General features: G+C 75.5%; 13 protein-coding genes. 2 read left to right on the forward strand and 11 right to left on the reverse strand.

Annotated features, from left to right (window positions below; translation table 11 throughout):
- The 4 genes from ABEB16_RS00830 to clpS form a co-directional block, all read right to left on the reverse strand.
- Positions 1–553 (reverse strand): MBL fold metallo-hydrolase (locus ABEB16_RS00830; RefSeq protein ID WP_345710384.1); only part of this gene is annotated, 553 nt, incomplete at its 3' end.
- A 7-nt stretch (positions 554–560) separates the two neighbouring features.
- Complete coding sequence (gene murI / locus ABEB16_RS00835) at positions 561–1,364, reverse strand: glutamate racemase (RefSeq protein ID WP_345710385.1); 804 nt, start codon at positions 1,362–1,364, stop codon at positions 561–563.
- Positions 1,365–1,451: 87 nt separating this feature from the next.
- Entirely contained in the window at positions 1,452–2,036 is a 585-nt protein-coding gene (locus ABEB16_RS00840; protein ID WP_345710386.1) for a DUF2017 domain-containing protein, read from the reverse strand.
- A 2-nt stretch (positions 2,037–2,038) separates the two neighbouring features.
- Positions 2,039–2,347: an ATP-dependent Clp protease adapter ClpS gene (gene clpS, locus ABEB16_RS00845; protein ID WP_345710387.1), complete on the reverse strand. Its 309-nt coding sequence runs from the start codon at positions 2,345–2,347 to the stop codon at positions 2,039–2,041.
- A gap of 184 nt (positions 2,348–2,531) precedes the next feature.
- Here clpS and ABEB16_RS00850 point away from each other — a divergent pair, with 184 nt between their 5' ends.
- On the forward strand, positions 2,532–3,797 hold the full coding sequence (locus ABEB16_RS00850) for a nicotinate phosphoribosyltransferase (protein WP_345710396.1): 1,266 nt from the start codon (positions 2,532–2,534) through the stop codon (positions 3,795–3,797).
- On the forward strand, positions 3,794–4,390 hold the full coding sequence (locus ABEB16_RS00855) for an isochorismatase family protein (RefSeq protein WP_345710388.1): 597 nt from the start codon (positions 3,794–3,796) through the stop codon (positions 4,388–4,390). Before ABEB16_RS00850 ends, ABEB16_RS00855 begins: the two co-directional genes overlap by 4 nt.
- Positions 4,391–4,418: 28 nt before the next feature.
- On the opposite strand, the gene ABEB16_RS00860 is transcribed toward ABEB16_RS00855, so the two are convergent.
- The 7 genes from ABEB16_RS00860 to ABEB16_RS00890 form a co-directional block, all read right to left on the reverse strand.
- Positions 4,419–5,207: an RDD family protein gene (locus ABEB16_RS00860; RefSeq protein WP_345710389.1), complete on the reverse strand. Its 789-nt coding sequence runs from the start codon at positions 5,205–5,207 to the stop codon at positions 4,419–4,421.
- Between the two features lie 63 nt (positions 5,208–5,270).
- Positions 5,271–5,732 carry an SRPBCC family protein gene (locus ABEB16_RS00865; RefSeq protein WP_345710390.1) on the reverse strand — a complete coding sequence of 154 codons (462 nt, stop codon included), beginning with the start codon at positions 5,730–5,732 and terminating at the stop codon, positions 5,271–5,273.
- A 14-nt stretch (positions 5,733–5,746) separates the two neighbouring features.
- Entirely contained in the window at positions 5,747–7,528 is a 1,782-nt protein-coding gene (locus tag ABEB16_RS00870) for a DEAD/DEAH box helicase (protein WP_345710391.1), read from the reverse strand.
- Between the two features lie 82 nt (positions 7,529–7,610).
- Positions 7,611–7,919: a DUF3039 domain-containing protein gene (locus ABEB16_RS00875; protein WP_345710392.1), complete on the reverse strand. Its 309-nt coding sequence runs from the start codon at positions 7,917–7,919 to the stop codon at positions 7,611–7,613.
- 64 nt (positions 7,920–7,983) lie between these two features.
- A complete protein-coding gene (locus ABEB16_RS00880; protein WP_345710393.1) occupies positions 7,984–8,556 on the reverse strand; it encodes a YqgE/AlgH family protein in 573 nt (190 codons plus the stop codon).
- A 91-nt stretch (positions 8,557–8,647) separates the two neighbouring features.
- Positions 8,648–9,754 (reverse strand): NADH:flavin oxidoreductase/NADH oxidase, encoded by a 1,107-nt coding sequence (locus ABEB16_RS00885; protein WP_345710394.1) that lies wholly within the window; start codon positions 9,752–9,754, stop codon positions 8,648–8,650.
- Between the two features lie 111 nt (positions 9,755–9,865).
- Positions 9,866–11,474: cadherin-like beta sandwich domain-containing protein (locus ABEB16_RS00890; RefSeq protein ID WP_345710395.1), on the reverse strand; the 1,609-nt coding region annotated here is incomplete at its 5' end.

Here is an 11,474-nt window from a genome sequence, read left to right on the forward strand (position 1 = left end):
CGAGCAGCACGTCGGCGCCGGCGGCCGCGCGCAGCAGCCCCGGGCAGGTGTCGGTGTCCCCGGAGTAGACGAGCACCCGCCCGCCGGCCTCCACCCGGAAGCCGTACGCCTCGACGGTGTGGGCCGCCGCGTGCGCCGTCACGTCGAAGGGCCCGATCCGCACCCGCAGCCCGTCGGCCAGGGCGCGGAAGTCGTACGACGACGCCAGCCCGTCCTCCCCCGGGGCGGCGCGGTAGGCCGCGTCCAGCCGCTGCGGGGCGTGGGCGGGGGCCCACACCGGCAGCGGCGCGCGCCCCGCCCCCGGTCCGTAGCGCAGCCACACGTGCAGCCCGCACAGGTCCAGGCAGTGGTCGGGGTGCAGGTGGCTGAGGACGACCGCGTCGAGGGAGGCGGGGTCGGCGTGCCGCTGCAGCCCGCCGAGCGCACCGCTGCCCACGTCCAGCGCGATCCGCCAGGTGCGCCCGTCCTCCCCCGGCGCCTCCAGCAGGTAGCAGGAGGCCGGGGAGGCGGGCCCGGGGACGGAGCCGGAGCAGCCGACGACGGTGAGCCGCACAGCGGCCTCAGCCCGCCAGCACCCGGTCCTCGACCAGCGACACGCGCGGGCCGAGGAAGCGCTGGGCGAGCTCGCCGAAGGGCGCCGGATCGCCGGTGGAGACGAAGCGGTGCCGCGGGGGCGGGGCGTCGTCGGAGCGCAGCACACCGCGCCGGGACAGCTCCCGGTAGACGTCGTTGGCGGTCTCCTCCGCGCTGGAGACGAGCGTCACCCCGTCGCCCATGACGCTGCGCAGCACCGCCGTCAGCAGCGGGTAGTGCGTGCAGCCGAGCACGAGGGTGTCGACGCCGGCCGCCTGCACGGGCGCCAGGTACGCCCGGGCCGCGTCCATGAGCTCCTCGCCGCTGGTGGTGCCCCGCTCGACGAACTCCACGAACCGCGGGCACGCCGCGCTCGTCAGCTGCACGTCGAGCGCACCGGCGAAGGCGTCGTCGTAGGCGCGCGAGGCGATGGTGGCGCGGGTGCCGATGACCCCGACGCGGCCGTTGCGGGTGGCGCGCACCGCCCGGCGCATCGCGGGCAGGATCACCTCCACGACCGGCACGTCGTAGCGCTCGCGCGCGTCGCGCAGCACGGCGGCGCTGGCGGAGTTGCACGCGATGACGAGCATCTTGACGCCCGAGCCCACCAGGCGGTCCATGACGTCGAGGGCGTAGCGGCGCACCTCGGCGAGCGGCTTGGGCCCGTACGGGCTGTGGGCGGTGTCGCCGATGTAGTGGACCTCCTCGTGCGGGAGCTGGTCCAGCACCGCGCGGGCGACCGTGAGGCCGCCGACACCGGAGTCGAAGATGCCGATGGGGTCGTCGCTCACGCACCGGATGCTAAGCCGCGCCGGGCGCCGGGCGCGGCACGCCACGGCCGGCACCGCCGTCCGGGTGAACCGCGGGCGGGGCGCCGCTCAGGGCATCGAGCGGACGAGCGTCTCCTGCAGGTAGGTCGCGAAGTCGTAGACGGCGAAGGCGTAGCGGCGCGGGTCGTCGTCGTCCAGGCCGGCCAGCTGCTCCTCGACGTCGTCCTCGACGCCCAGCCGGGTGCCCAGGGCGAGGCGGATGTCGTTGAGGGCCGCCAGCCAGGCCCGTGCGCCCTCGGCGTCCAGCTGCACCCGCCCGCCCTGCCCCTGCACCGGCTGCAGGGACTCCAGCATGCGGCGGCCGGCGGCCGCCTTGCGCTCGCGCAGGCCGCGCTCGGTGAAGCGGCGGAACTCCGCGGCGGCGCGCGGGTCGTCGCCGTAGGCGTCCGGCAGCAGCCGCTGCAGCACCTCGTCCTCCGGCGGCGCGGTGGGCCCGTCGCCCAGCTCCCCGGAGGGGTCCAGGTCGGTGAGCCCCAGCTGCACCTGCAGCGGGTCCAGCCCGTGGGTGGGCGGCGCCAGCGGCACGTCGAGCAGCTCCAGGACCTCCCGGGCCAGGGAGCCGAGGACGTCGACCTCCACGGGGTCCAGGTCGATGGAGACCAGCCCGCCCCGGCCGCGGCGGAAGCGCGCCATCCTCACTCGTCCCTCTGCAGCGTCGCCCACAGGCCGTAGCCGTGCATGGCCTCCACGTCGCGCTCCATCTCCTCGCGGCCCCCGGAGGAGACGACGGCCCGCCCCTTGCGGTGCACGTCCATCATGAGCGCCTCGGCCTTGGCCTGGGAGTAGCCGAAGTGCGTGCGGAACACGTACGTCACGTAGGACATGAGGTTGACGGGGTCGTTCCAGACGAGGGTGACCCACGGCCGCTGCAGGTCGGTGGCCTCGTCGTTCTCGGGTCGCTCGAGCTCCACGGGGGCGGTCACCACAGCGCTCACGACACCCATCGTAGGGACGCGCCGGGACGCCCAGGACCACGCGGGCCGGGCCGCGCGCCCTAGGCTGACCGCCGTGACGGCGAGCACCCCCGGCGGCACGGCGGCGCCCAGCGGCGCACCGGACGGCTCCGGCAGCACCCAGCGCAACGACCCGCGCAGCACCGCGCTGCTGACCGACCACTACGAGTTGACGATGCTGCGGGCCGCGCTGCACGACGGCACCGCGCAGCGGCGATGCACGTTCGAGGTGTTCGCCCGCCGGCTGCCCGAGGGCCGCCGCTACGGCGTCGTCGCCGGCACCGGCCGGCTGCTCGACGCCATCGAGGCGTTCCGCTTCGACGAGGAGGTCCTCGGCCACCTGCGCGAGCGCGACGTCGTCGACGCCGCGACGCTGGACCGGCTGGCCGGGTACCGCTTCGGCGGCGACGTGGACGGCTACCCCGAGGGGGAGGTCTTCTTCCCGCACTCGCCGCTGCTGACGGTCACCGGCACCTTCGCCGAGGCGGTCGTGCTGGAGACGCTGGTGCTGTCCATCCTCAACCACGACTGCGCCGTGGCCGCGGCCGCGGCCCGGATGGTCACCGCCGCCGGGGAGCGCCCCCTCATCGAGATGGGGTCCCGGCGCACCCACGAGGACGCCGCCCTGGCGTGCTCGCGGGCCGCGTACCTGGCCGGGTTCGCCTCCACGTCCAACCTGGAGGCCGGCCGGCGCTGGGGCATCCCCACCGCGGGCACCGCCGCGCACGCCTTCACGCTGCTGCACGACAGCGAGCGCGACGCCTTCGCGGCGCAGGTCGCGGCGCTGGGCACGGGCACCACGCTGCTGGTGGACACCTACGACATCACCGCCGGCATCGCCACGGCCGTGGAGGTCGCCGGTCCGCGGCTGGGGGCGGTGCGCATCGACTCCGGCGACCTGGCGGTGCTGGCGGTGCAGGCCCGCCGCCAGCTCGACTCCCTGGGCGCGACCGGCACCCGCATCGTCGTCTCCGGCGACCTCGACGAGTTCGCCCTCGCGGCGCTGGCCGCCGCGCCGGTGGACGGCTACGGGGTGGGCACCTCCCTCGTCGTGGGGTCCGGGGCGCCCACGGCGGGCCTGGTCTACAAGCTCGTGGAGGTGGAGGGCCGGCCGGTGGCCAAGCGCTCCACGTCCAAGGCCACCCAGGGCGGGCGCAAGCACGCGGTGCGCCGGCACAAGCCGACCGGCACCGCCACGGAGGAGGTGCTCGCGGTGGGCGCGCCGGTGCCGGCGGAGCCCGGGGACGTCGCGCTGCAGGTGCCGCTCGTGCGCGGCGGGCGGCGCGTGCCGGACCTGCCGGACCTGCACGCCTCGCGGGAGCGGCTGCGGCGCTCGCTCGTCTCCCTGCCCTGGGACGGGCTGGCGCTGTCCAAGGGGGAGGCGGCGGTGCCGACGACCGTGCTGCCCCCCGTCCCGGCCGTGGCGGGGGGTGTGCGGTGAGCGCCGCGAAGCGCGCCCTCGTCGTCGTCGACGTGCAGAACGACTTCTGCGAGGGCGGTTCGCTGGCGGTGGCCGGGGGCGCGGAGGTCGCGGCGGCCACCAGCCAGCTGCTGGCCCGCGGCGAGATCGCCTACGACCACGTGGTGGCCACCCAGGACTTCCACATCGACCCGGGCGAGCACTTCTCCGACTCCCCCGACTTCGTGACGAGCTGGCCGCCGCACTGCCGGGCGGGCAGCTACGGGACGCTGCTGCACCCGGCGCTGGACACCCGGCGCGTGGAGGCGGTGTTCCGCAAGGGCCAGTACGCCGCGGCCTACTCCGGCTTCGAGGGCACCACCACCCGCGTCACGGAGGAGGGCGGGGAGCTGGCCACGGGGCTGGCGGACTGGCTGCGCGAGCGCGACGTCGCGCAGGTGCACGTCGTGGGCATCGCCACCGACCACTGCGTGCGGGCCACCGCCCTGGACGCGGTGCGGGAAGGCTTCGCGACGACGGTGCTGCTGGACCTCACCGCGGGCGTGGCGGAGGCGACGACGGCCGCCGCGGTGGAGCAGATGCGCGCGGCGGGGGTCCGGGTCGTCGCGGGCTGACCCGCACCCAGGCCGGACCCCGGCCCGCTCAGCGGCGGCGCACCACCACGGTGCCGGCCCACTTGTCGTGCAGGGCCTGCCGGCGCCGGTCCCACAGCGGCCAGAGGTAGTCCAGCAGCTGGTAGACGGCCCCGAGGCTGGGCAGGTTGGCCAGCAGGTCCGAGGTGAGCCAGCGCATGATCGACTCGCTCCACCTCGGCAGGCCCGGCCGGGCCCAGCTGCGCACCCGCACGCCGCACAGGAGCTTGCCGGGGGTGGCGCCGAAGTAGCGCAGCATGGGGATCGTGTAGACCGCCGACACCGCGATGGTGATCGGCACCAGGGCGGCGGCGGCCTCGACGTAGGTGGCGTCGGTCAGCAGCCCGAGGGTGTCCGGCGCCGCGCGACCGGCCTCCACGGCCGACATCGCCTCCTGCCAGTAGTCCTGGAACACCACCCACATCCGCTGCAGGTAGGGGTAGCCGGCGACGGCCGTCAGCGCCGCCACGAGGATCCCGTCCACCACGCGCGCCAGCAGCCGCATCCCGAGGTGGGCCAGCGGCTGCCCGTCGGGGGTGGCCCGCGCCCGCCCGCCCGGCACCTCGGTCGCGGCGGTCCACGGCGGCTGCTGCCCGGTGGGCTGCACCGTCCCGGGCCCGGCCCACGGGGAGGGCTGCTGCGCCCACGGTCCCTGCTGCCCGGAGCCCTGCCCGGAGCCCTGCCCGTTGCCCTGGACCGGCGCGGCGGGGTGGGTGTGCTCCGTCCAGGCGGCGCCGTCCCACCACCGCAGCCACCCGGGGGCGGAGGGGTCGGGGTACCAGCCTGACGGGGTGCTCATGGAGGTCGAGGATGCCACGGCCCGCTCAACGCCCCGCCGTGCGCCGCGGTGCCGCCGGCGCCCTCAGCGGCGGCCCTCCACGCGCCGGGCGATCTCGGCGTTGCGGTCGGCGAGCAGCCGCAGCAGCACCGGGCGCACGAGCACGACGTCCGCGAGGGCGCCCAGCGGCCCGAGCGGGCTGGTCCACGTCATGCGGTCCGTCATGATCGTCATGTGCGGGCCCTCGACCTCGAAGCGGTGCTCGTGGCGGAACTCGGCGAAGGCCCCGGCGCGCATCTCGTCGACGAAGCGCCCGGGCCGCTCGACCACCACGAGCTCGGAGGTGTGCGTCAGGGGCACGACGCCGAGCAGGCGCAGCCGCCACCGGACGTGCTCGCCCAGCTGCAGCTGCCCGCTGGTGCGCCCGCCCACGGCGCGCACGCCGTAGCGCCGGCCGGCGACGAGTTCCACGTCGAGGTCGAGGCTGGTGTTGAAGACGACCTCGACGTCGGCCCGCACCAGGGTGCGGACCAGGATCTGCGGCACGGCTCCGCCTCCTCTCAGACCTGGCCCAGCAGGTGGTCGCGGCGCCGGCGCAGCAGCTCCACCGGCGCCGACGCCGAGGGTGGCCCGGGCACCGCGGAGCGCAGCGTGGCGTAGACGGAGGCGTGCGGCTGCCGCCGGGAGGCCGCGACCCGCCCGACGAGGGAGTGGATCTCCTTGCGCAGCAGCGCGGCGGTGTGCCAGGTGGCCTCCTCGGCCTCCTCCTCCGCCGCGCGAGCCGGCGCCGGCTCGACGCCGGGCTCGGGGAGCGCGGGCTGCTGGGTGCGCCTGCGGATCTCCGCGTCGCGCTGGGCGAGCAGGGCCGCGGTCTGCTCGGGGGAGAGCAGGCCGGGCAGGCCGAGGTAGTCCTCCGCGTCGGCGTCGAGCTCCAGCGGCTGCGCGCCGGCGGTGACGGCCCGCCCGCCGTGCAGGACGTGGGCGAACTCCGCCTGCGCCTCCAGCGCCTCGAACTCCTTGGGCCCGGCCTCGGCGCGCTCGACGGGCAGCGCGTCCAGCTCGCCGGGGTCGGGCAGGGCGGTGCCCGCCGGCGGCGGCGGCATGACGTGGTTGCGGTCGCCCTCCAGCTCCGCCGCCAGCGCCAGCAGCGGGCGCACCGCCGGCAGGAACACCGTCGCGGACTCTCCCCGCGCCCGGGCGCGCACCACGCGCCCGACGGCCTGGGCGAAGAACAGCGGGGTGCGGTAGGAGGTCATCCAGGCCAGGCAGGCGGCGCGCGGCACGTCGACGCCCTCGGAGATCATCCGCACGCAGACGGCGAAGCGCTGGTCGCCCTCGGCGAAGTCCTTGATCTTCGACGACGCCTTGGGGTCGTCGGAGAGGATGAGGACGGGCTTGTCCCCCGTGACCCGCTGCACGATCTTCGCGTAGGCGCGGGCGTCCTCCTGGTCGGAGGCGAGCACGAGGCCGCCGGCGTCGGGCATGCCGAACTCGCGCAGGTGGGTGAGCCGCTCGTCCATGGCGGCGATGACGTGCGGCACCCAGTCCCCGCGCGGGTCGAGCGCGGTGCGCCACGCCAGCGCCTCCACCGCCTTCGTCGACGGCTCGGTGAGCGAGGCCGCGATGACCTCCCCCGCGCTGTTGCGCCAGCGCGAGGTGCCCGTGTAGGCGGCGAACACGACCGGGCGCACGACCCCGTCGGCGAGGGCCTCGCGGTAGCCGTAGGTGTAGTCGGCGCTGGAGCGCAGCCCGCCCTCGGACTCCGGGGAGTCGTCCTCGACGTAGGGGACGAAGGGGATGCGCTCGTCGGCCTTCGTCCGGAACGGCGTCCCGGTCAGGGCCAGGCGCCGGCGGACGTCGGCGAAGGCGTCGCGCACCGCCTCCCCCCAGGACAGCCCGTCGCCGGCGTGGTGGATCTCGTCGAGCACGACGAGGGAGCGCTTGGCGGTGGCCCGGGCCCGGTGCAGCATCGGGTGGCCGGCGACCTGGGCATAGGTGGTGACGTAGCCCTGCTGGTCGGGGCGCACCGGCCCGACCGCGTTGCTCATCGTCGGGTCCAGCTCGATGCCCACCCGGTGCGCCGCCTCCGCCCACTGCGTGCGCAGGTGGTCGGTGGGCGCCACGACGACGACGCGGTCCACCCGGCGGGTGTCGAGGAGACGGCGGGCCAGGGTGAGCGCGAACGTCGTCTTGCCCGCCCCGGGTGTCGCGGTGACGAGGAAGTCGGCGGCGTCGTCGCGCGCGGGGTCGAAGTAGGCCTCCAGGGCAGCCCGCTGCCAGGCCCGCAGGGGCCGCGCAGGGGTGCCGGAGGCGTCGCGGGGTTCGGGGAGGGCGGTGCTCACGGTCCAGCCACGGTAGCCGACGGACGGGCCGCGGGCCGGTTCCGGGACGCCCCGCGGCGGACGTGCCGCCCGGGGCGCCGGGTCAGGAGTCCCCGCCGTCCTGCGGTCCGCGCAGGCCCTGGTAGATCTCCTTGCAGGTGGGGCAGACGGGGAAGCGGTTGGGGTCGCGGCCGGGCACCCAGACCTTGCCGCACAGCGCGATCACGGGTTCGCCGGAGAGGGCGGACTCGAGGATCTTCTCCTTGCGCACGTAGTGGGCGAAGCGCTCGTGGTCGCCGGGCTCGACGCGCTCGTCGGGCAGCGTCTCGCGCTCCAGGACGGCCGTCGTCGACGGCTGCTGCAGCGGCTGCTGCGAGGGCGAGGAGGGGTCGTCCGGGAACGGCGTGCTCATGGCGGGATCGTACGCGAGGGGGACCGCCGGCGAGCCTGCCGCAGCGGCCGGGGGTGGGCCGGGCTCAGTTGAGCGAGGGGTCCTCGGGGAAGCTGGCGACGAGGGCCAGGTCGCCGCCCTGGCGGCGCAGCACGTCCCCCCACAGCTGGCCGGGGGCGTCGGTGAAGGGGTCGCGCGACTCCGCGGGCAGCACGAACCAGGCCCCCTCGGCGATCTCGCCCTCCAGCTGCGAGGCGCTCCAGCCGGCGTAGCCGGCGAAGATGCGCAGCCCGGACAGCTCGGCGGCCACCACCTCGGGCGGGGCGTCGAGGTCCACCAGCCCCACGGAGCCCAGCCCGACCGACCCGAACACCTTGCGGACCCCGAGCGGTTCGGGGCGGTCGCCGGGCACCGCCACGAGGCCCAGCGCGGAGTCCAGCGCGACCGGCCCACCCTGATAGAGCTTGCCCGGGGCGGTGGTGAACGGCTGCCAGCCCGGCAGCACCGCGGCCACGTCGACGCTCAGCGGGCGGTTCACCACGACGCCGAGGGCCCCGTCGTCGTCGTGGTTGAGCACCAGGACGACCGCCCGGTGGAAGTTGGGGTCCTTCAGCGCGGGCGTCGCCAGCAGGAGCTTGCCGGTGAGGCCGGTGGTCATGGTTCCATCCTGCCCCCGCGCGGACCGGCGGGCACCCCGAGCGGCAGGCGCGCCGACCGGGGTGCGGGCCCGGGTGCCGGGGTGGGTGCGGTCAGCGGCGCGGCTGCTGCGCGGCGACCGCGGCCGCCGTCGCGCGCAGGTACTGCGCCGGCCAGGGCAGGGCGTGCCCGAGGGCCTCGGCGGGGCGCTGCGGCCAGCGCGGGTCGGTGAGCAGCGCGCGGGCCAGCAGGACGGCGTCGGCCTGCCCGGTCACCAGGACCTGCTCGGCCTGCGCGGGCTGCAGGATCATCCCGACGGCGGCGGTGGGCACGCCGGCGCCGGAGCGCACCGCCTGCGCCATCGGCACCTGGTAGCCGGGACCGACGGGGATGCGGGCGTGCGGGACGTTGCCGCCGGTGGAGCAGTCGACGAGGTCGACGCCGTGCTCGCGCAGCAGCCCCGCCAGGCGGACGCTGTCGTCGACGTCCCAGCCACCCTCGGTCCACTCGGTGGCCGACAGCCGCACGAAGAGGGGCTTGTCCGCGGGCCAGGCCGCGCGTACGGCGTCGACGACCTCCAGCAGCAGGCGGGTGCGGCCGGCGAAGTCGCCGCCGTAGCCGTCGGTGCGGTGGTTGGACAGCGGGGAGAGGAACTGGTGCAGCAGGTAGCCGTGCGCGGCGTGCACCTCGGCGACGTCGAAACCGGCGGCGTCGGCGCGGCGGGCGGCGTCGGCGAAGGCGGTGACGACGTCGGCGATGCCCGCGGCGTCGAGCTCGCGGGGCACCGCGTAACCCCCGAACGGCACGGCGCTGGGGGCGACGGTCTCCCAGCCGCCCTCGGCGACGGGCACGCTGCCCTGGACCGGCTCCCACGGGCGCACGGTGCTGGCCTTGCGCCCGGCGTGGGCGAGCTGGATGCCGGCGGCGGAACCCTGTGCGTGCAGGAAGGCGACGATCCGGGCCCAGGCGGTGGCCTGCTCGTCGTTCCAGATGCCGGCGTCCTGGGGGCTGATGCGGCCTTCGGGCAGCACGGCGGCGGCTTCGGTGAGGACGAGCGCGGCACCGCCGACGGCGAAGGCGCCGAGGTGGGCGAGGTGCCAGTCGTGAGGCACGCCGGGCGCGGCGACCGGGTCGCAGGAGTACTGGCACATCGGCGCCACCCAGATGCGGTGGGCGAAGGTGGTGCCGCGCAGGGTCAGGGGGCTGAACAGGAGGCTCACACCCCCATCGTATGCATACGCAAGTTGTGCACGCGCAACGAGGCGGTGCGCGTCGCGCGGACGGCCGCGGCCCCCTCCGCACCAGGAGGGGACCGCGGCCGGGACCAGCTCCTACCGCAGGACGAAGGTGGTCGTGGTGGCGTTGCCCGCCACGTCGTGCACCACGAGGGTGTTCTCACCCCTGACGGCGCCGCCCACGCCCGGCTTGGCGTAGTTCACGTCCGACCAGACGTCGTTCACGAGGTCCTTGACCACCCCGTTCAGGGTCGCCTTGTCGATCTTGCCGGCGTCGTAGAGCTTGAAGCTGACCTTCGAGTACACCCCGTTGCCGCCGACCGACTCGCCCGGTCCCGTCTTCACAGTCACCGTCGGCGCCGTGGTGTCGACGGAGAAGGCGAACGACCCGGTCTGCGAGACGTTGCCCGCCAGGTCGTGCGCGTTGTACCGCAGCGTGTACCTGCCGTCCGGCAGGGTCACCGCGGCGCGGTGGGACGCGGACGTCGCCCCGTCCACCGGCGACTGCGTGCTCTTGACCAGCGTCCCGTCGCGGTAGACGTTCGCGACGATCTTGCCCAGGCCCCTGTCGTCGGTCGCGTCGACCTGCACCGCGACCTCCCGCAGCGGACCCGCGCTCGCCGGCGACACGAGCTGCACCACCGGACGGGTCGTGTCCGGCGGCGCGGCCGCCTCCCGCGTCACCTCGACCACGTAGGTGGCGAAGTCGCCCGCGTACGAGTTCGCGGTGACCTCGACGAGGTTCTCGCCGTCCTGGAGCTCCACGCGCGCCCCCGTCGCACCCGCGGGCAGGACCTCCCCGTCGACCTGCACCCGCTGGCCGGCCCAGCCGAGGTCCCACGACAGCTGCACGGCGGCCACGTCGGCGTCGAGGACCCCCACGACCTCGTAGGGCTCGTCCTCACCCTGGCGGCCGGGGGTGAACGCCGGGCTCAGCTGGTACCCCTCGACGGACAGGCTCCTCAGCTGGGTGAGCTGGTTGGGGTTGGTGCGGGAGATCGAGACGGTGTAGCTGCTCCGCGTCCCGTCCTCGGCGGTGACCACCACGGGCACCGCGGTGACGATCTCGGCGTCGTCGACCGAGCCGGCGGCCAGCTCCACCTCGACCGCACCGCCGCCGGTCACGTCGGTGCCGTTGACGGCGACCTTCGCGAACGCGCTGCCGGCCGCGGCCGAGACGGAGGCCGTCGTCGCGAACGGGTGGACGGTGCCCGAGTGGGTCAGGCCGTCCGCCGACGCCGTCAGCGGGACCGGCTCACCGTCCACGGACGCCGCCACCGACCGGAGGGAGGAGTCGCCGTAGCCGTACGGGGCGCCGGTGTTCACCCGGAAGTAGTCGACCAGCAGGTCGCCCCGGTTGGAGCCGTTCACGAAGAAGTTGAAGTGGTCGAGGTCGTCCACCGCGGTCCGCAGCGGCTGGTCCGCCAGCACGGGCGTCGTCATGTCGTCGACGTAGAAGTCGAACGTCCTGGTGCCGAGGTCGACGACGTTGCGCACCGTGTACCACCGGCCCACCACGTAGTCGGCGACGTTCTTGATCGTGCTGCCCCCGGCCACGTTGTGCGTGATGATCTTGCCGTTGGAGAAACCGATGGTCGCCGACGGGTTGGTCGAGGTCGCGGGGTCGGCCGCCTTCCAGTCGGACTCGGTGTAGGAGTACATCGCGATCTGGTTGGGGGTGCCGGTCGTGGAGGTGCGCTGCAGG

The organism is Kineococcus glutinatus, from assembly GCF_039542765.1.
GTDB classification, from domain to species: domain Bacteria; phylum Actinomycetota; class Actinomycetes; order Actinomycetales; family Kineococcaceae; genus Kineococcus_A; species Kineococcus_A glutinatus.

What these genes read in the sequence shown, in the direction of transcription:
- ABEB16_RS00840 (WP_345710386.1), bottom strand. Translation starts at nt 2,036, where the DNA reads ATGGCGCGCTTCCGCCGCGGCCGGGGCGGGCTGGTCTCCATCGACCTG.
- clpS (WP_345710387.1), bottom strand. Translation starts at nt 2,347, where the DNA reads ATGGGTGTCGTGAGCGCTGTGGTGACCGCCCCCGTGGAGCTCGAGCGA.
- ABEB16_RS00850 (WP_345710396.1), top strand. Translation starts at nt 2,532, where the DNA reads ATGCTGCGGGCCGCGCTGCACGACGGCACCGCGCAGCGGCGATGCACG.
- ABEB16_RS00860 (WP_345710389.1), bottom strand. Translation starts at nt 5,207, where the DNA reads ATGAGCACCCCGTCAGGCTGGTACCCCGACCCCTCCGCCCCCGGGTGG.
- ABEB16_RS00875 (WP_345710392.1), bottom strand. Translation starts at nt 7,919, where the DNA reads ATGAGCACGCCGTTCCCGGACGACCCCTCCTCGCCCTCGCAGCAGCCG.
- ABEB16_RS00880 (WP_345710393.1), bottom strand. Translation starts at nt 8,556, where the DNA reads ATGACCACCGGCCTCACCGGCAAGCTCCTGCTGGCGACGCCCGCGCTG.